At 56.8% G+C, this 19,701-nt stretch carries 16 protein-coding genes and 1 tRNA gene; 5 read left to right on the forward strand and 12 right to left on the reverse strand.

What is annotated here, in order from left to right; genetic code table 11:
* Window positions 1-445: 445 nt before the first annotated feature.
* The 6 genes from ACPOL_RS14795 to ACPOL_RS14820 all read right to left on the reverse strand — a co-directional run bounded on the left by ACPOL_RS14795 (window position 446) and on the right by ACPOL_RS14820 (window position 7,068).
* Complete coding sequence (locus ACPOL_RS14795) at window positions 446-1,057, reverse strand: protoglobin domain-containing protein (RefSeq protein WP_114207732.1); 612 nt, start codon at window positions 1,055-1,057, stop codon at window positions 446-448.
* A 1,301-nt stretch (window positions 1,058-2,358) separates the two neighbouring features.
* A tRNA-Leu gene (locus tag ACPOL_RS14800) sits at window positions 2,359-2,445 on the reverse strand.
* Between the two features lie 577 nt (window positions 2,446-3,022).
* A complete protein-coding gene (locus ACPOL_RS14805; protein ID WP_114207733.1) occupies window positions 3,023-3,286 on the reverse strand; it encodes a hypothetical protein in 264 nt (87 codons plus the stop codon).
* A 103-nt stretch (window positions 3,287-3,389) separates the two neighbouring features.
* Window positions 3,390-3,896, reverse strand: a complete 507-nt coding sequence (locus ACPOL_RS14810; RefSeq protein ID WP_114207734.1) for a MerR family transcriptional regulator — start codon at window positions 3,894-3,896, stop codon at window positions 3,390-3,392.
* Between the two features lie 176 nt (window positions 3,897-4,072).
* A complete protein-coding gene (locus tag ACPOL_RS14815; protein WP_114207735.1) occupies window positions 4,073-6,505 on the reverse strand; it encodes a lytic transglycosylase domain-containing protein in 2,433 nt (810 codons plus the stop codon).
* A 131-nt stretch (window positions 6,506-6,636) separates the two neighbouring features.
* Complete coding sequence (locus tag ACPOL_RS14820; protein ID WP_114207736.1) at window positions 6,637-7,068, reverse strand: BLUF domain-containing protein; 432 nt, start codon at window positions 7,066-7,068, stop codon at window positions 6,637-6,639.
* Between the two features lie 313 nt (window positions 7,069-7,381).
* On the opposite strand from ACPOL_RS14820, the gene ACPOL_RS14825 reads away from it, so the two are divergent.
* The 3 genes from ACPOL_RS14825 (at window position 7,382) to ACPOL_RS14835 (ending at window position 9,429) form a co-directional block, all read left to right on the forward strand.
* Window positions 7,382-8,008 (forward strand): sigma-70 family RNA polymerase sigma factor, encoded by a 627-nt coding sequence (locus ACPOL_RS14825; RefSeq protein ID WP_114207737.1) that lies wholly within the window; start codon window positions 7,382-7,384, stop codon window positions 8,006-8,008.
* A complete protein-coding gene (locus ACPOL_RS14830) occupies window positions 8,005-8,238 on the forward strand; it encodes a zf-HC2 domain-containing protein (protein WP_114207738.1) in 234 nt (77 codons plus the stop codon). The genes ACPOL_RS14825 and ACPOL_RS14830 overlap by 4 nt, the downstream gene beginning before the upstream one ends.
* Window positions 8,239-8,352: 114 nt before the next feature.
* Entirely contained in the window at window positions 8,353-9,429 is a 1,077-nt protein-coding gene (locus ACPOL_RS14835; protein WP_114207739.1) for an L-threonylcarbamoyladenylate synthase, read from the forward strand.
* Window positions 9,430-9,490: 61 nt separating this feature from the next.
* Here the strand turns inward: ACPOL_RS14835 and ACPOL_RS14840 are convergent, their stop codons facing one another.
* From ACPOL_RS14840 to ileS, 6 genes are all read right to left on the reverse strand, one after another.
* On the reverse strand, window positions 9,491-9,940 hold the full coding sequence (locus tag ACPOL_RS14840) for an RNA chaperone Hfq (protein WP_114207740.1): 450 nt from the start codon (window positions 9,938-9,940) through the stop codon (window positions 9,491-9,493).
* 237 nt (window positions 9,941-10,177) lie between these two features.
* Complete coding sequence (locus tag ACPOL_RS14845) at window positions 10,178-11,287, reverse strand: DNA polymerase III subunit (protein ID WP_114207741.1); 1,110 nt, start codon at window positions 11,285-11,287, stop codon at window positions 10,178-10,180.
* 29 nt (window positions 11,288-11,316) lie between these two features.
* A complete protein-coding gene (locus tag ACPOL_RS14850) occupies window positions 11,317-12,771 on the reverse strand; it encodes a cytochrome P450 (protein ID WP_114210839.1) in 1,455 nt (484 codons plus the stop codon).
* A 38-nt stretch (window positions 12,772-12,809) separates the two neighbouring features.
* Complete coding sequence (gene tmk / locus ACPOL_RS14855; protein WP_114210840.1) at window positions 12,810-13,478, reverse strand: dTMP kinase; 669 nt, start codon at window positions 13,476-13,478, stop codon at window positions 12,810-12,812.
* Window positions 13,479-13,571: 93 nt separating this feature from the next.
* Window positions 13,572-14,105, reverse strand: a complete 534-nt coding sequence (gene lspA, locus ACPOL_RS14860; protein ID WP_114207742.1) for a signal peptidase II — start codon at window positions 14,103-14,105, stop codon at window positions 13,572-13,574.
* Window positions 14,102-17,038, reverse strand: a complete 2,937-nt coding sequence (gene ileS / locus ACPOL_RS14865; RefSeq protein WP_114207743.1) for an isoleucine--tRNA ligase — start codon at window positions 17,036-17,038, stop codon at window positions 14,102-14,104. The genes lspA and ileS overlap by 4 nt, the downstream gene beginning before the upstream one ends.
* A 394-nt stretch (window positions 17,039-17,432) precedes the next feature.
* Here ileS and ACPOL_RS14875 point away from each other — a divergent pair, with 394 nt between their 5' ends.
* Window positions 17,433-18,542, forward strand: a complete 1,110-nt coding sequence (locus ACPOL_RS14875) for an energy transducer TonB (RefSeq protein ID WP_236657484.1) — start codon at window positions 17,433-17,435, stop codon at window positions 18,540-18,542.
* A gap of 250 nt (window positions 18,543-18,792) precedes the next feature.
* The gene (locus ACPOL_RS14880) at window positions 18,793-19,683 is read left to right on the forward strand and encodes an SGNH/GDSL hydrolase family protein (RefSeq protein WP_114207745.1); all 891 of its coding nucleotides are present in this window, start codon (window positions 18,793-18,795) and stop codon (window positions 19,681-19,683) included.
* Window positions 19,684-19,701: the final 18 nt, after the last annotated feature.

Consider the following 19,701-nt stretch of genomic DNA (forward strand, 5'->3'; position numbering starts at 1 on the left):
ACTGGAGGGATTGCTGCGTGTGTACCAGTTTGAGAAAGAGGCGCTTCGCAGTGAGGGTTCTTTGACCGCCCTCGTTAAGTTTGGTCAGTGCCGATTTTTAGGGGGACGAATTTGGCTTCATCCATTACTAGTTCAGTGCCGGTCGCCTTGTAGAAACAGTACCGAAGTCTGCTGCATGACGCGCAAGATATGCCACCTTCGCGCTCCGTATCTCATTCTTAGCGGGAAGGTAGTTAACATTTGGACAAAGAACCACCGATCCAGCGTCCTCCAATGACCATTGTCTGCTCGCCAGACTGCGCAAGATGCCGCGCGAGCTATTTTCCACCCTCACCGCTTCCTATGATCACGTTCTTGCAATGCGCCGCGCTCATAACCCATCCTTCACAATAGGGTTTGCCGCGAAAACAGAAGCCAGCTTCTGAAGCGAACAAAGAAACAAAGCCTACGCGTGATTAGAATTGCGATTTGCATCCATATACGCTGGAACCCAGAGGGCCATCTGCAACTGCATTGATTTGCACCATGCGAGATGCATCCTCTCAACGTCTGCGGCCGAGTGACCCTTGGCGGCGAAATAAGGTTTAATTGTTTCGTTCATGACTGCAACAAATGCGATGATATCGCTTAGTGGCACCTGAGAAGTGGAGTTCACATCGTCGGTCTGATTTTTCTTGACTGCAGTATGGCGAATTGCAATCTCTTGTTGATAGTTGAGCCAATCCTGATCGTACGGCCTCGTGCAGGTATCCAAGATCCACTGTTGAAAGCGAAGGTTGCTCTTCGCCAGATACTCAGGAATTGGATCCCCTTCTGGTGTCCGAGAGTGTCTGGCGAGGTGGGGAATACTAGCGATAATCCCGCTGCGCCACTGATTCACAATCTTCTCAGTCTGATCCGCCAACACCTCTCCAGCGAGACGTAGAAACTGCCAATCTTGTTCGGTGAAACCAGCGCTAGTCTTCAGACTTTCCAACTCTGCTAGCGAAACATTCGACGGAGCAACCGTCGCCTTCCCATAGGCATAGCCAGGAATGTTCTCAGTTATGCTCTGCATGCGGCCTCCTTGCTATTCACACTCTTGATAGATCCAGTCGAGTGATGCATCTACTTGGCAAACATTGTGCACATATTGAATCAACCGCGCCGATATTGTGTTCCGAAAGAAACTGAAGCATCGCGGCGACAATCCCTTCCAGGTGCGTCTCGAGCGCAAAATGGCCAGTGGGCAGAAGCGCGACCGTTGCGTTCGAGATGTCCTTTTTGAAGGCCTTAGCTCGGGCGGCACGAAGTATGGATCAAACTTGCCCCAAATAGCCAGGAGTGGAGGCTTCGCGGCTCGAAAATACTCCTCGCCCATCCCGCCTGCGCCCAGCAAGCCAAGAACCTCATAGTTGTCCAGTCTCGAACCCGGAGGGAGAGCCATAGCAATGTGGATTATACCGAAGCGGGAGACCACTTTCTCATTCCTACGCTGCTCCGAAGAGTGCAGTAATGTCGGGCGTAAGAGGAGGTCTATCTGTGCATCTCCAGATCGCCACGAGGGTAAATCCATGTCGGAGCCCCGTTGAACTACGCGCAGGGAAAACTGTCGGCTGTAACGAAGCCCGCAAGCCTCGCACCGTCTGGGCAGTCGGTTTAGCGAGAATTTGTGATATGAACGGAATTGACTTTGAGCGAAAAGTCGGCAACTCGGACACTTGCCAACTGACGAATGCAGATATACGAGTAGCCGGCTTTAACGACACGTGAAACGAGGATTAGTAAACATATGCCGGCTTACCAGGACTGGATAATTGAGGAACTATAGCGGCGCCAGCGCCAATCTACCGTAGGCAATGAAGGCCATGATGATGCCGAGGACCAAGCTCATGATGATTGGCGTTTTCTCGGTGTACTTCATGTGAACCCATGATGAAGAGCAGGCTTTCGGGCAGGCGCTTAAGGAGTCCAACTGCGGAGCCAGAGCCCACCTCGAAAACCTGCAAAGACACCCAGGCTGCCGGTTCCCGGTTGGCACGTCCAGCGGAGTCGAATCGAAAGATCCCCTTGCGTTGAAATAACTCGAAACGCCACCGAGGTAGTGGCTGTAGGCGACTGCGCGAGCCACCCATATGGTCACCTTGAGAAAGGCTATGGGCGTTTACTAGGTCCTGATAAACGTGCTTAGCGTTCGCTTGGAAGAAAAGTCGACTTCTCGGACAAATGCCTTTCGCCCAATCCGCTGCGATCGTCGTAATCAAGCGCAATTGAGCTTAAAGAAAAGCTGCGGCTCTCAACTCTAATGAGTTGATCCCAACAAGGCCAGTAGAATTCACTTTGCTTAACTGGCGAATTATGAGCCTCTTAGCTGGTCTTTGGTGCCCGGAGGGGGACTTGAACCCCCACGGCCTTGCGGCCTGCGGATTTTAAGTCCGCTGCGTCTGCCGATTTCGCCATCCGGGCTGGACTGCTCTGCTTATTGAGTGACCCACCTGCCAGGCAGATTCTGCAATGCTACGTCAGAAGCTTGGTCGGCCTACCTGGCGGCGTTTCAAAGAGCAAACAAATTTAGTATCCCACAGCCATTGAGAGGTTGTCAGACGGTCGTGTTGTTGAAGGAGCGAGTGGTCGCTCCCGAATAGACAATCGGCGCCCCCAGATGTCCACGCACGGGGGCGATGATCGTTCTCGCTTCGAAGATGATTAAGCCCGGCCAGAAGCTATTCGCGCATAGTACTCAACCGTCATATCGTTTGGAACAAGCGTGACGGGCTTGAATATTTCAGGCAAGTCTGGTTACTCGTCCTAACCTCCTAATCATCCGGTGAGCCGTAGGGCTTAAACAGATAAGCAGGAGGAAGAATTCCGCCAATCGGTGGTGGACAGATGGAATCCGTTATGGGGTTAAGCAGCGGCTATTCTTCAGCCGACGTGACTAAGGTCCGGAAAGCGATGTGTGTCTTCCTCTGCAATTCGAAAACGATCGAGTGGTTATCTTCGAGACAGCGGTGTCCCATTGCAGGGAGGTCGGTAGCCAAGGCTACTGTACGCGCCTGTACTCGATAGCGCCCTCATGCAGGTAGTATTCGGCGGAGCATTGCTGCGAACCGCAGATCATGGATTCGCTTCCGGCGTATTGCCTGCGGGTAATCAAGCCCAAGGCGCCACAGATCGGGCAGGATAGGACTGCCCAATAGGGGTTGGCCGCCTCGCCCATCGTTCCCGCGTTCTCGAGCACGAACAGCATTCCCGGCTCCATCTGTTCGGGTATCCACTCTTCAAGCATCTGCAATTCGGCTATCATGGCGTCCTCCTGCTGGTTTTGCTATTGAGGTTGGCGTTGGCTAAGGCTTCTCGATCAAGCACTTCAACATCGGGGAAGATTAAACTTGGCGTCCTCGTGGAGCTTAAGCACTCCTTTCAGATGCACCTTCCTTTGTCGCCACTTTTCCTGATGGCTTCTTGGGGATAGCCGCATCCGTTTCGCTCACCCTGGCAACCCGCAACTTCTTCACCGCGGTGCTTAGGCTGATGAGGAAGACGGCTTGCTCCGCATTTTTCAGGAGGTCGAATATCTGCTGGGCGTCCGTCTCGAGATAAAGGCGGTTCCCGTCGATCAGCAGGTGATAGTCGGTCAATGGATGTTCTGCTTGGTCGGAAACTAGATCGGCTAATCTGGCATGAAATTGCTTCTTGAGGAAGCGCAAGACCCGACGGATCTGCTGTAGGGAGATATGCCTGCGCCTCAACTCAAGGATGACCAAAATCTCGGCGAGGTCACTTGGCGAATAGAGGCGCTTCCGGCCCCGGCGAAGCGGAACAATGAGGCGATGCTCATCCCACCATTGCAATTGCCGGGCAGTGGCCCCAGTCAAGTGCATTACCTCGATAGTGCTGAAGCTTCCAGTCAGCATGATGGCGGCATTCCAGCAATCGAATCTTCGTCGCGTCCGTTCCAAACATTTTCGTTCAAAACGTTTGAGCTGATTCTTGCCGGGAAGGTCTTACTTGTCAATGCAAAAGTTGAGAAACGCCCCAGTCTAGGTACGCCAGAGCACAATCGTGTCGCGCTCAAACCTGCGAGAGGCATTCAATTTGCCTTAGTTTGAAGTGCTGTTTGGGCAGCGGCTTGATCGATCGATCGGTAGATGTCCTCATTCCTTAGAATGGCCTGAACGTAGTCGCGGGTTTCCGTAAAAGGAATCGATTCAACAAATTCGTCGATACTCTGATCGCCCGCGGCGCTGCGCCAATCAACCACCCGCGCATCCCCCGCATTGTAGGCGGCGAATACCAGTTCCGGTCTCCCACCGAACTTATCCATTGTTTGCCGGAGGTACCGGCAACCCAGTTGAATATTCACATTCGGATCAAGTAGCTGGTTAGCATCGAAGTGCTTCATGCCTTCCGCCTTTGCCATGGTCTTTCCTACCGAAGGCAGCAATTGCATGAGACCGTAAGCGCTCTTATTTGAGATTGCCATCGGGTTAAACTCCGATTCCTGGCGGATCAACGAAGCGACCATATACGGATCGAGCCCATTCGCGGCAGCGGATGTTTTGATCTGCGACCAGTACGGCTGGGGGAAAAGGATGCGCCAGTAAGTGAGCGGCATCGCAGTAATCGGCGCCGAGCTGTAGAACGGGATTGCCCGCTTGAGCACTCGCATGGCGCGGAACGTCTCGCCGTAGGATGTATAGATTTCCGCTTCGGCAAAGGCACCCCACTCTTCGCTGCCATCACCGGCCTGGATCTCGGCGGCGATGTACTCATTCAACCCGGCATTGGCAAGCAGGCGCGCCTTGACGACGTGGGGATCATCTTCGGGCACGTCGTCGCTAAGCTCAGGGATCATCTCCGGGCGCATCGACGTGAGCATGGCGACATATTCCGGCGAAACCGTGCCAAGCGCCATAAGGCGCTGCTTCGCCTCTGCCGCATAATAGTAATGCTGGTAGACGCGAATTACGGTTTGGTAATAGGCTGCCGCCATCGCCGGACGCCGTTCTTGCTGCTCGTACACTCGTGCTCGCCAGTAGAGAGCTCCTGGTATTTCCTTGCCGCCGGGATAGTAGGCGATCTGCTCGTCCATGAGACGCGCTGCCTCGGAGTATTGCTTCAGCCGGTAGTTCAACCAGGCCGCGCGCCAATGGCTGCTGGGCGAATAGTTAGAGCAATTCGCCGTTCGCTCCGGCTCGCACGACTTGGGAAAGCGCCTTGCCAGATCTCCGTAATATTCGATCGCGTGGGCGTAGTCCTTTCTCAACAGATACATGTTGCCGCTGGAATAAAGTGCCTCGGCCAACCAGGGGCTCTCCGCAAAGCGGCTTCTCATCTGCTCGACGATGTTCCGCTGTGCGTCCCCATCGTCCTTGTCGCGCGCCAACTCCATCAACAGGTACATGCGTCGCGCACCAGTTTCGTCCTGGGTATCGGGAATTCGTTCCAACTCCTGCTTGTTTAGCCTCTTCAGCTTCCAGTCACAGTGGGCAGCAGCGACCAGAAGGGCGTTCCGTGCTTGCGAGCCGGCTTCGGCCGGATCGGCGGCGAGCGACCGGTATTCTTCCCCGGCTTCGTTGAAACGACCTGCCTTATAGAGCGCATCGGCATGGTTGCGCCGCTCTTCGGGGCTAAGCGGCGCCGCAGCCCCCACAATCGCCAATTGCGTCTTCGCGACCTGGGCTTCGTTGCTGAGCGGATAACTCAAGAAGACGCGGCGAAAGAGTTTGGCAGCCGAGTCTGGTTGGCCGGCCATCATCTCTGCCTTCGCTTGGGCCAACTGAAAATCGGCGTGGTTCGCGATCGGCTCTCCGAAATGCGGTTTCAGCCTGGCCAGAGCGGTCTGCGGATCGCCTTCTTCAATCAATGCGTTGGCCTCGAGAACCGGAATGCTTTTGACAAAGATGCTATCCGGGTGCCGTGCCGTAAACCCGCTCAGCACCAGCTCTGCCTCCGGCCACTTACCCCCTTGAAGGTAGGCCTGCGCGGATAAATAGTCAGCGTAGTCGCTCAGCGACTGCCCTGCAGTTGAGGATTTCTTTAAACTGGCAACTGCTTCGGGGAACTTGTGATCTTCGAGATAGGCATGACCCAGGGCCAGATAAGCCGCCGAAGATGCCTCTCCGATATGCGACTGGGCATAGGCCGTCACCCCGGCATAGGCCGCCGGCGACCGCATCGCGGTCAACTCCTGCGCCATCGGGCGCAGCTGTGAAGATGCCACGAAGGCCCGTTGCAGGGAATGACTTTTTGCCAGGGCTTTTGGGGAGAGCGGCTTCCGCTTGCTGTGCTTGGATCGAGTGGCGGTGTGAGCCGCAGTCTTCCGGTGCCCGTTCGAATGGCTGCTGGTCGAATGTTTGGTGCTTCCGGAGGAACCTGCCGGATGTCTGGGCTTCGGCTTCGCTGGGTTCGATTGGCCGCTGGCGAGAAACGCGGGGGCCACTCCCATAATCCACAAGGCCAAAAGATAAAGCAGCCAGCTTTGCGAAAGCCGGGAGAGGGTTCTCACTTTTCTTCTTTTCATTTTGACAATTTCCGCCACAGCACAGCATCCCCTACTAAGACTTTAAGCCGAGATCAGCTGGGAAGTTGTACCTCTTACTTGCGGAACCTCAGTCGTTATGCATTTTGCTCCTGCCTGCCCCGAAATGGTCGTTAGCGCATCACCAGAGATCGCATCATGTCCAGCAGCTCCTCGCCGGATTCCGGCGGACTGAGAAAAGCCCGTTCCAGCAACACCTGTAACGAGGCTTTCGGGGCCCCCGTCGGCATCTCGAGCTCAGCCATTGACCAATCTTCGAAGACCCGGTGCGCCACTTCTCTGTTGCTGAGTACGGCCAGATAGTCATGCCGTTTATCAAATTCGATTCTCGACAGGGTACCTTCGATCACGGACCGAGGCCCCTCCAGGACCTGGGCAAAAAAACCGCCATTAAACAGAAGGGCGCCGGTGATGCCGTTCTGGCTATTGCGACACCTTGAAGATTCCAATATCTTTGCGCACTCCACAGACCGATCTACTTCGTCCCCCTCGATCGTGTTTCTGCTAACGTATACGATTCGAATTAAGGCTTCGCTCATATGCATCCTTATGTCAAGGGGATCAGACGCGAAGCAGCTGGCGTCACTTTAGGCACTTATCGGCGAATCGTGAAAGAGCGAGAGCGCCTCGCGTGCAGGAACGATCAGGCCGCCTGAACTCAGACCTTGCGGGAATCCGAATAGCCAGAGGAGGAACAGCTCTGATGGAATTTGCACCTCCAAACCCTCACTTGTACGTCCCTGCTTTGCCGCCTCAACCTATCCCGTTTACTATGAGCAATGGCGGTTATTCCGCCGCAACCTATCGCTCCCCGGTCAATCGCACTAAGAAAAGGTCAAAATTCTGAAGCCTTCAGCCATGGACACTATCCAATCAACAGGGACCGAAGAGGTTCACCCCGATGTGGCGCTAGTAGCCAGGGCGCGCGATGGGGACTTGCAGGCGTTCGAAACGCTTGTCAAACAATATGACCGGCAAGTCTTTCGCATTGCCCAGCACATCACGCAAAACAAAGAAGATGCGGAAGATGTTGTCCAGGATGCGTTCCTCAAGGCGTACGAGAAACTTCATCAGTTCCAGGGCAATTCAAAGTTCTATACCTGGCTCGTGCGGATTGCCGTTAATGAATCGCTCATGCGATTACGGAAGCGGCGTACCGGACGCATGGTTTCAATCGACGAAGACGTCGAAACCGAAGAAGGTTCGATGCCCCGGGATCTCGCTGATTGGGGACCCGATCCGGAGCAGATGTATGGGCAGTCCGAGCTCGCGGACATCCTTCGGAAGACGATTCAAGGCTTACCTCCCGGATTCCGGGTTGTTTTTACCTTGCGGGACGTCGAGGGGCTCTCTACCGACGAAACCGCAGAGGCTCTTGGTTTGAGTGTTCCAGCAGTCAAATCTCGATTATTACGAGCGAGACTTCAGTTGCGGGAACGGCTCAGTCGTTACTTCCGCAAGAAAAATGGAGAGGGAGTTCAGTGACCTGCTCTGAATTTATGGCCCTGCTTGATGACCTGCTCGACGATGACGTCAGCGCCACCCTACGCGCCGACTTGGACGAGCACCTGAGTGGATGTGAGCACTGCTTCATCACCATGAACACGACTCGAAAAACCATCGAGTTTTACGCCAACCGCGAGCTCTATCCGCTTCCGGCCCCGCTGCGCGAGCGGTTACAAAGCGCAATTCTTGAGAAGTGTCGTAAATGTTGAGCTTTGAGCGCCATTCCCGAAAACTAGCCGGAGATTGACGCCCAGATAGACGCCGAACTAATAGACAGACCCGGTGACCTGGATCCCCGTATCCTAGATGCTCCGTGACCCTGGATGAAGACACTCCGCCGAAAAGTAGACATTAACGGTCTGCATACAGCCCCTGTTCAGGCAATGATTGAAGAAGCCGCAAATGTGATCCGGGCTGGCGGCCTCGTTGTTTTTCCTACTGAGACGGTTTACGGTCTTGGCGCGAATGCCTTAAGTGCCTCAAGCGTGGAAAAGATCTTTCACGCTAAACAGCGCCCTTCCTGGGATCCGCTGATCGTTCATATCGCCGATACCGCCATGCTTTCGAAGGTGGTTGCCGCTCCACTGTCCCACTCCGCGCGGCTGCTCGCCGAAGCTTTTTGGCCGGGGCCTTTGACGCTGCTTCTCCCAAAAGCGTCGAGCATCCCGGATGGAGTCACTGCCGGTCGTTCGCTGGTAGGCGTCCGGATCCCTGCTCATCCGGTCGCCCGCGCGCTTATTCTTGCTGCGGGCGTTCCTATCGCGGCGCCAAGCGCCAACAGCTTCGGTCGTATTAGCCCGACGCTGGCCATCCACGTTCTTGAGGATCTGGACGGCCGCATCGATATGCTGCTCGACTCAGGCGAGACCCTGCATGGGGTCGAGTCGACGGTCGTCGATGTGGCCCAGGATCCCGTAGTTCTGTATCGACACGGTGCAATTCCAATCGAGGATCTTCGTCGGGTGTACGGGAAAATCGAGGACGGGAGCAGGGAAGGGAATTCGGCGCGAATGCCGGAGCCTCCTGAGTCATTGCCTTCCCCCGGATTGGGCATCCGACACTACGCGCCCAAAGCTCGCTTGGTTCCCATCGAGGAGGAGTGGGCGGACTTACCGGAGGCCTTGTATCAGGCTGTCCAGGACGCCGCTGCCGTGAACAAAAGGTTGGGTGTTATGCTCCCATCCGGCTTTCTTTCAAGGTCTCTGCCCGCCCTTCCCAATGTTCTGGTCTTCGATTGGGGAGATTGGACGGACCTGCCAATGCTGGCACATCGACTGTTCGCGGGTTTACGCTGCCTGGATGCCGAGGGTGTCGAGATCATACTCTGCCCTGTCCCGCAGGGCGAAGGAATTGGAGCCGCGATTCGGGACCGTCTCTTCAAAGCTTCCCGGAAAACATAGTAGACAGACGCCGACGCACAACCAGCAAGAATGCCGATCCGGACGCCGTCTTCGGCCTTCTCTAGGTCTTCTGGTTTTCGCCGGACTTATAAAGATACTTTATGCAGGATTTGTAGATCAGAGTGCGCCCGCCATGGCGGACTTTGATCACGTCCTGGTCATACCATTCGATCGTGCCCTCGATCGATTCACCATCATCCAGGACAATCGTCATCAGCGTCTGCGTGTGTATTTGCTTCTGGAAGTAAAACACTTCGGCATGCGAACTCTCTTGTCCCGGGTTGGCGGACAGAGGAGCCGCATGGTGGGCAGTCAATGGAGAATCTCTTCGCCGGTTGAAGAGGCGCGCATTCACAGTATTTTCCGAGAGCGGCGGACGAACGAGCTTGCGCGGTCCAGTTACCGCTGGTGTAGGCATAGTGGCAGGAATCTTGCCGACGGCAACTGGTGCAGAAGCCGCGACTCGCAAATGCTTTCCCCCGGGAGCGGGTATCAGCGATCGGTTAGCCATAAAATTATTCCATTAATCTTCTTAATAAGATGCGGCATCAGGTTGCCAGGTTTACCGTCGTGAAACGACCCAAACCCGGAACGAATCCTCGGCAACGTAAATAGCTCGCTGAGGCAAAGTAATCAGACCTGTTGATTGCCAAAATAGTAGCCCAGGATTTAGTTGGAAGCTAGAGGCAAATGTGAAATAGCTCTCATTTCTTACCTGCATAAACACCAAAATGGGAATTATCTCTCGCTATCGAACAAATTCATTCGCAAAAGCATCGAGGGCTAACGAGCGCAGCAGGTTGCGGCGCAGTCCACTTTCGAGCTGGACCACACCCCCGGCGGTCCTTTCAACCCACTGGAGATCGACGGCAGCAGCCAACTTCGCCAGCTCGGCTGTGAGATCGATATTTCGCACTAGCTGGGGCGCACCCGCCAAGAGCAGCATCAAGTCTTCCAGTAAGCTCATCAATGCGCGATTGAGATCAACCATCTTTTCCTGGCCCTCAGCGCCAGAGCGGTAAGTCTCTGTCATGCGGAAGAGTACTGAGTAGTCGGGCCCGGCGATTGCTCCGCGGACCAGGACCAGGGCATCTTGACGGCTGGCCAGATAGCGTTCCAAAGGGAAAGCCAGTGCGCGCCCGATCGCCCCTTCGGCGAGTCTTGCGACCAGGGAGCGTTGCGACGGCTTCCATTCGGCCCGTTGAGCGGCCAAAATGCCTTCCAAAGCTTCCAGCGGCAGGGCCCCCAGCGTGAAGAGGCTGGTGCGTGACCGAATCGTAGGCAGCAATTCGCCTGGATTCTCCGCAAGCAGCACGATCGTCGCGAACTCCGGCGGCTCTTCCAAGACCTTGAGCAGGGAATTCGCCGCCTCCTTCATAAACCGGGTGCTGGTGAAGATATAGAAGGCCCTCTTGGCCTCGGAGGGGAAGCGATACATCTCGTGAATGACCCGGCGCACCTGGCCGAGCTTAATCAATAATTGGGGCGGATCAGGGGGAACCACGAGGACATCGGGATGAGTCTGGATCAGGATGCGAGTCTCTTTTTTGTCCACCTCCCGCAGCTCCTCGCGGGCGGAGACAGCCTCATCGAAGCGCGCGCGCAACGGTGCGGCCGCTCCAATTCGCACACAATTCGGGCAGACGCCACAGAAATCCGGGAGCTCGCCCGGCTGCCGTGCCTCCAACTCTGAAGGATCGGTGCAATTTGCCGCCTGGGCCAACATCACGGCAAGGGTATATTTGCCCGCGCCGCTCGGGCCGGCCAGGATCATCGCCTGCGGCAGCCGCCCCGAAAGGATGCTTCGGCGAAGCTGCTGAACTACTGCTTCATTTCCGAGAAAGTTACTGAAACCCACGCAACGAGCCTAGCAGAACCTTCTGCAGTTCATCTCCGCAGCTCGGGAACGACCCGGATAGGCCCATCCGGCCGCAGCGTGATCTTGGGCGCCAATCCGATCCGCTGACCAGGCGCCAACCGCAATTTCCAGCGCTGTGCGATGGTGGCTAACAACAGGATTCCTTCCATCCAGGCAAAAGCTTCCCCGATGCATTGCCGATTCCCGCCCCCAAAAGGGAAATAGGCAAACTTGGGTCGACCTGCCTTGACTTCGGGAGCAAACCGCTCAGGGTCGAATCGCAGTGGGTCAGGGAATTGCTCTTCACTTCGCTGCATGATGTATTGGCTGAAGAAAAGGTACGTCCCCGTGGGGAACTTATATGGACCGATCTCGATGTCTCTCGTGGCCTGCCGGCCCATCGCCCAGGCCGGCGGATAGAGCCGCATGGATTCGGCGAAGACCATCTCGGTGTATTTCAAGTTGGGCAGATCGTCCAGCTGCGGAGACCTGCCTTCGAGCACCGTGTCGATCTCGGCATGCATCCGCGCCTCGGCCTCGGGATTCTGACCGAGCAACAACCAGGTCCAGGTGAGCGCGTTGGCCACCGTCTCGTATCCGGCCAAGAAGATGGTCAGCACTTCATCGCGTAATTGCTCGTCGGACATTTTGGCGGCATCGCCCTCCTGCTCGCCTTCCTCGTCGCGCGAACTGATGAGCATCGACAGCAAATCGCCGCGGTCGACTCCGTCCTTGCGGTGTTGCTCGATCATGCGATGGACCACCGAGTCCAATCGCTTGCGGGCCTTGCGGAAGCGCATGAGACCAGGAATCGGCCAGTGCAGCATCGCTTCTGCTTTCGGCAAAGCAATCAGGAAATTGTAGAGATCCATGATGACGTTGACCTCGTCATTGATGGCCTGAACGTCACGCGTGACATCGGTGTTGAAGATGGTTCGCGCAACCACTTGAAGCGTCAGCCGCATCATCTCGGCGGCGATGTCGATCTCGATGCCGGGCTTCCATTCTTCGCGCATCGCGGCCGCGCGATCGACCATCATCGAGCCGTAGTTCTGAATGCGTTGCCGATGAAAGGCAGGGGCGGCGATTCTTCGCTGCCGCCGGTGCACTTCGCCGTCGCTGGTAATCAGTCCCTCGCCCAACAGGATTTTCATCCGCCGCTGAGTGCGCTCCTTGATGAAGTTCTGCGGCTGGTTGATCAGGATCTCCCAGATCAGGCCGGGATCGTTGATGAAAACAATATGACTGGCCCCAAGTTTGTAGTGGGAGATACGTCCATAGTTCGCAACAAGATGCTCGAAGAGCAGGATGGGATTCCCTGGCTTGAAGAATTTCCTCACCAGGTAAAAGGGAAGATTCATCTTCAGGCCGGGAGGATAGCGGTAGCCGCCGCGCTCTTCGACAATCCAGTCGCCCGCAGGAGACGGCGCATCCTTCTCTGATTCTTTCTCTCGATCGTCGGGAGCTTGCAGAACTGTTGCCATAGAGGAAGCCTGGTTTTCGAGAGCAACGAAGCGCGAGTTCAACCGGCGGCTGTTACTTTGAGCCTCGCGGAGAGCTTCGCCTCTACCAGTCTTACGACGTTTTGATGGACTTCTTCAATGGGCTGGTCGCCATCGATTACCACCACACGCACAGGTTCCCGCGCGGCAATCTCGTGATACTTGTCGAATACCCGGCGGTAGAAGGCGTTCCCCTCACGTTCGAAGCGGTTTTCATCGACCTCGCCATTGCGGCTGTTGCGGCGGCGGGCACGTTCGAGAGAGGCTTCAAAGTCGGGCAGCAGGAGGATAGTGAGGTCGGGCTGCAGATCCCCGCACATGGTTTGATGGAGCGCGAGGACAATCTCGCTGCCCAGCTCGCGGCCACCACCCTGGTAGGCTTCGGTCGAATCAGTAAAGCGGTCGCAGAGCACGATGTGCCCATTATCGAGCGCGGGCTGAATGACTTCGGCGATCGCCTGGGCACGGTCAGAAAACATCAGACCTAACTCGGTCAGCGGGGCAAGCCCTTCGGTCTTCGAATCGAGCAGCAGCGCGCGGATGCGGTCGCCGGTCTTGGTTCCTCCGGGCTGACGGGTCACCAGTGGATGCTCGCCGTGCGCTTCAAGCCAGGTAGTAAGCCGGCGGAGCTGGGTCGTCTTCCCCGAGCCATCAAGACCTTCAAAGGTCAGAAAGAATCCTGAATTCATTTCCGGAGTCATACGGTAAGTCTATCGCTGACGGGGGAAGTGCGGTTCATTTGCTGCGGCCCAGGGCGTACAGAAGAGCCTAGCTCGTCCGTCTCAGACGTTCGCATCACTGCTTCCCCGCAGGGCTCCAAGAAATAGCAGAATCCCTCCGCAGACGATTGCGGAATCTGCGACGTTGAAGTCGGGCCAGTGGTAGTTCCAGTGACCGAGAATGATGTGGACTTCAAGAAAGTCGATGACGGTTCCGTAGACCAGGCGGTCGTAGACGTTGCCGATGGCGCCCCCAAGGATGAGAGCGAGTGCGACGGTCGTAGCTGTAAGCTGGCGTCCTAGCTTCAGCAGGAATGCGAAGACCGCGAGTGCGGCGATAATCGAGAAAGCGATCAGCATGATGCGCACCAGCTGCGGTCTCGATGAGTAAGAGAAGAGGCTGAAGGCCGCGCCATCGTTCAGCACGTGGGAGATGCTGAAGACGCCGGGGATGATAGTGCGCGCGCTTCCCAGCTCGATATGGTTCGAAACCCAGACCTTCGTGACGCGGTCGAGCAGGATGATGAGGGCGGATAGTCCGAAGAGCAGCGGCAGCTTGCTGGTGCGGCGCGAAGAGACCAGGGCAGCGGTGCTCATTGCGCCACACTCGCGCTTAGTTCCGCATACCCCATTTCGTTCAGAGCATCCTTGCAACGCTCGCACACCGCTGACCAAGGGCCGTACGAAGCAACACCCGGAATGTATCTCCAGCACCTTTCGCATTTAGCATTCAGGGATCGACCGACTGCCACTTCTACAATGTGCGATCCTTCATCTAATTGCTTCAGAGCAATCTCAGATACATTGAAAAGCTCTTCTAACTGACCTTTGTGGTTGCCTACGAAATAGCTCAGCAGTTCGTACTCCTTATCAGAAGCGCTAAGTTCAACCTTCGCTTCAAGAGCCTTCCCGATTTCCTTCTCGCGTCTGGCAACCTCGAGCTCTTTCAAAACGTCGCCCCGCAGCCTTAGGAGACGCGACCAGTCCTCAAGCTTCTCAATGGGCAATCCAAGGTAAGCTTCAGGCACACTGCCTCGAGTAACTTCAGAAGGGTCAGGAAAGTCCGCTAAGTGCACGCTCGCCGGCCTGCCCTCGACCTTAGGCATGTAACTCCAGACCTCATCCGCAGTGAAGCTCAGGATAGGGGCGACTAGCCGGACTAATGCGTCGGTGATCTTATACAGCGCGGTCTGTGCGGAGAGCCGCTCTTTGCTGGTTGGCGCGAAGGTGTACATCCTATCTTTGAGCACATCGAGATAGAGCGCACTTAGATCGGCGTTGCAGAATTCGTTGATGGCGTGGAAGATGCGGTTGAACTCGAATTCTTCATACCACTTCAGCACCTTCTCGGTGAGCTCTCGGGTTTTCGCGAGCATGTATTGATCGAGCGGCTGGAGCTCTTCGAAGGCCAGCGAATCCTTGGCGGGATCGAAGCCGTGCAGGTTCCCGAGCAGGAAGCGGAAGGTGTTGCGCAGCTTGCGGTAGATCTCTTCGGCAAGGCGCTTCATCAGGGGGACGCTGGCGACGACGTCTTCGCGATAATCGACCGAAGCTACCCAGAGACGGATGATCTCCGCGCCGAGTTGGTCGGCGACTTCGCTCGGATAGATGTAGTTGCCGAGCGATTTCGACAAGGCGCGGCCTTGTTCGTCGAGCGTCCAGCCGGGGGTAGTGACCATCTTGTAAGGCGCGGCCTGCTTGAGCGCGACCGAGTTGAGCAGCGACGACATGAACCATCCGCGATATTGGTCGTTGCCTTCGAGATAGAGATCGGCGGGCTGCTGACTCTCGGGCAGCACGGCGTTCCAGCTGCATCCTGACTCGAACCAGACGTCGACGATATCCATCTCTTTGACGAATTCCTCAGCGCCGCAGCTCGCGCACGTTGTGCCTGGAGGAACGAGTTCGCTGGCTTCGTGGGTGTACCAGGCGTCGGCTCCTTCGCGCTCAAAAAGCGCCACTATTTGGCGATTTAAGGCGCGATTTTCGACGATTTTTGCGCATTTTTTGCACGCTAGAACGGCAATTGGGACGCCCCAGATGCGCTGCCGGGAGATGCACCAGTCGGGGCGGCTTTGGACCATGTTCGAAATGCGTTCCTTGCCCCAGGCGGGGTCCCATTTCACTTTGTCGATTTCGGCCAGGGCGAATTGGCGGAAGGTGGCCGGCAACGGGGAATCGAGATCCTTCGCTTCGCTCAGGATGACAGTTTTCTGCTGGTCGACGTTCCGTTGCGGCATCGGAGTGTCCATGTTGATGAACCACTGCTCGGTGGCGCGAAAGATGATGGGATTGTGGCAGCGCCAGCAATGCGGGTAGGAGTGATAGATGTCCGACCGGCCCATGAGCGCGCCTCGCGACCTGACCAGCTCGATGATGGGGGCGTTGGCGGCGAAGACCCTGAGGCCGTCATATTCCGGCAGCCCGTCGAAGATGCGCCCGGCATCGTCAACCTTGGTTGACTGGTCGAGGCCGTAGCGGCCGCCGGTATAGAAATCGTCGGCGCCATGGGCGGGCGCGGTATGGACGGCGCCGGTTCCCTGCTCGGTGGTGACGTAGTCGGCGTTGACGCCAAGGATCTCGCGGTCGAGGAAGGGATGCTGGAAGACGGTCCGATCGAGCTTCGTTCCCTTGAAGCGGGCGATCTCGGTGGCCAGGGGAAGGTTGCAGGCTTCGCGAGTAGCAGCGGCAAGGGCCTCGGCGACGATGTAGACCTGCCCGTCGAATTCGAGCGCCACGTAGTCCAGTTCTGGATGAAAGGCGACGGCGAGCGAGGCGGGGAGGGTCCACGGGGTCGTGGTCCAGATGATGGTATTGACGGATTTTCCAGCTAAAGCCGCGTCGATCGCTGCCGGGTCGCTTTTGAGCCCATAGCGCACGTAGATGCTAGGGCTGGTGTGCATCTCGTACTCGACCTCGGCCTCGGCGAGGGCGGTGCGGTCGTGGATGCACCAGTAGACCGGCTTCAATCCCTTATAAACAAAGCCCTGCTCGAAGAATTCGAAGAAGGTCTCGGCGATCTTGGCCTCGTATTCCTTGGACATGGTCAAGTAAGGCCGATCGAACTGGCCGAAGACGGCGAGGCGCTGGAACTGTTCGCTTTGCAGGTCGACGTATGTCTGGGCGTATTCACGGCAGGCGCGGCGGACCTCGATGGGCGGCATCTCGAGCTTCTTGCGGCCGAGCTGTTCGTCGACTTTGATCTCGATGGGCAGACCGTGGCAATCCCAGCCGGGAACGTAAGGGGCATCGTAGCCGGCCATGGTCTTCGATTTCACGACGAAATCTTTGAGGATCTTGTTCAAGGCGTGGCCGAGATGGATCGCTCCGTTGGCATAGGGCGGCCCGTCGTGGAGGATGTACTGGCCTTTGCTCGAAGCCTTGCGGGCGGCGCGGATTTGTTGGTAGAGGTCCGATTCCTTCCACGCCTCAAGCCGCTTGGGCTCGTTCTGCGGGAGGTTGGCCTTCATGGGGAAATCGGTCTTGGGGAGGGTAAGGGTCGCCTTGAGCTCTGGCGGCGGTGCGGACATTCTATCTCCTAGCTTCAACCACAAACAGCTTCCGGCGGGACATGCAAAAAGCAGTGAAATCCGGTGGAAGCGTCAACATCTATTGTATCTTTGAGTAGCGTTCCTCAAACGCCCGTGACTTCTGGCGGATTGAGGCGTCTATTAGTGCAAGGCAAAGACCGTCCAGAAGATTGGGCTCGAGAGTCTGCCATTTGCATCCCACTTTGAGGTCGCAGATAATGTTCGACGTTGCGTATTCGTTAAGGAATGCGCCGTTTTTGAACGAGTGGATGAACATTTTCGGGCAACGGTATACAGACAATACGGACAGCGGTCGTCCATAATGGAGTGATGCGCGGAGGGCACCGAGGCATCTAGCCTTTCCCCGCCATATCTGTAGATGAGCCATCAGCTTTTGACACCTCCGGAACTCGATCCCCTTCAATCCGGTAACCGAGGACTGTCCGCCGGCGAGGATGAACCCCATCTGCTCGTCGAAGCGGAAGGTTCGATGTGGGCCTCGCTGATTGCGAACCTGCGCGACGTTTTTTCCCCGGTCAAGCAGCCGCCGCTGCAGCTTACCTCGAAACCGATCGAAGACAACCTGATTGTTCGCGAAGAACCGATCTGGAAGACACTCGGCGCGAGCGTACAGGACCTTTTCTTCCCGCGAAAGCTTCCACCGCTTCAACTTACCTCGCAACCGGTTGCGGTCATCGACCCGATGGCCGGGCAACGGCGGATCGGGCCGGGGATCGCGGCCATTATCCTGGTAGTCGGTTCGACGGTGGCGTTACTGTTATGGGTCAACGTCAAAGTCCGAGCGCTGCCTCCCAAGGCGGTGACCAGTGAGGTTGTGGATCTGAAGCCATATACGCCGATTGCGCCTCCAAAGATGGATCGGATGGGCGGCGGCGGTGGCGGCGGCGATCGCGACCTGGTGCAAGTCTCCAAGGGCAAGCTGCCAAAACTGGCTAAAGAGCAAATCACGCCTCCGCAGATTATTCGCAATGATCATCCCAAGCTTGCGGTTGAGCCGACGATCGTTATGCCGGAGAATGTGCCGCTACCGAATGCCAATATGCCGAATCTGGGCTTGCCGACTTCAACCCAGGTGCAATTGGCTTCGAATGGCACGGGAAGCGGCGCCGGCATGGGAAGCGGCAAAAACGGTGGACTGGGCTCGGGGACGGGCGGCGGCTATGGGCCGGGTTCGGGGGGCGGCACCGGTGGCGGCGTCTATCACGTCGGTGGCGGGGTCTCGCCTCCGACGGTGCTCTCTTCGGTCGATCCTGAATATTCCGATGAGGCGCGGCGCGCCAAGTACACCGGTATCGTCGTGGTCTCGCTGATCGTCGACCCTCAGGGCAATCCGCAGCATGTGCGGGTGGTGCGGGCGTTGGGCATGGGGCTGGATGAGAAAGCGGTCGAGGCCGTCCGGCAGTACAAGTTCAAGCCGGCGATGTTCCAGGGCAAGGCGGTTCCGGTCGAAGTGAATATTGAGGTGAACTTCCAGATTTATTGATCTTGGACTTGCCCGTCGTATTCGCGGGTGGAGTTGGGCGTGTGTTCGTCCGCCTGCAATGGCTATCCCATTCAAGCCGATGCGGCTTAATGGGACACCTTCAACTCTAGCCGCTTGGCTTGAATGGGCGTACGCACCCGCTCGGGTGCTTTGGCTGGATTTTCTTTACAGGGGATGGAAGGCCGGGTTAGAGTTTCGGGGCGGTGCCTGGTTCGCCCGGACACGCTGCCAACCCCAAGGAGAAATTCTGATGCCGTTCCGCTCTCTGGCGCGCGCCATTGCCATGTTGTCCCTAGCTGCTTTCGGTAGTTTGGCAGCCCATGCCTATGATTCGATTGTCGTTTTCGGCGACAGTTATAACGATGTTGGGAACATCTATGCGGCCTCTACGGCGCTCCACAACCCGTATCCTCCGGCGCCTTACTATAAGGGCCGCTTTTCGAATGGGCCGATCTGGGTCGAACACATTGCCAGCGATTGGGGCTTGCCGATTACGCCCTCTCTGCTGGGGGGAACAGACTTCGCCTTTGGCGGAGCGGAGTTGCTGAAACCAGTGGTCGTCGAAGGCTTGCCGATCCCGAGTGTTCCGATGCAGGTCGATGCTTACCTGGCTTTGAACCACGGCAAGGCGGATCCGAACGCGCTTTATGTGCTCGAGGGCGGGGGTAATGACATCCTGAACGCGACGGAGTTCGATCCCGGCAAGCTGGGATGCGCGATCGCGACCGGAATCTATGAACTCGAAAAGAAACTGCGCGGGGCGGGGGCGAAGAATTTCCTGGTTCCCGACATGATCAATGTAGGACAGCTTCCGGCGGCGGGTGCGGGGGGCGCTGCTTTCATCAAGTTCGCCAGCGATACTTCGATCCATGTGAACTGGGAGCTTGCCGGGCTTCTCGATGCCGATATGAAGCTGCCGGGAATTCACATCTACCGGCTTCCGGTCTTCCAAACCTTTCTAGCGGTGGGAAATGCGACCACCCACTTCGGCTTTACCAACGTGACGACTCCTTGCTTGAGTGAGACATTGACGGTCTGCAGCGACCCCGACCATACGCTCTGGTGGGACGCTGAACATCCGACCGCGTTTGGCCACGCGTTCTTTGCGGTGCTGGTCGAGGGTCGCGTTCCCAATCAGTAATTGGCCCGGGGAGTTAGG

Origin of the sequence: Acidisarcina polymorpha, from assembly GCF_003330725.1 — a bacterium.
Lineage (GTDB): Bacteria > Acidobacteriota > Terriglobia > Terriglobales > Acidobacteriaceae > Acidisarcina > Acidisarcina polymorpha.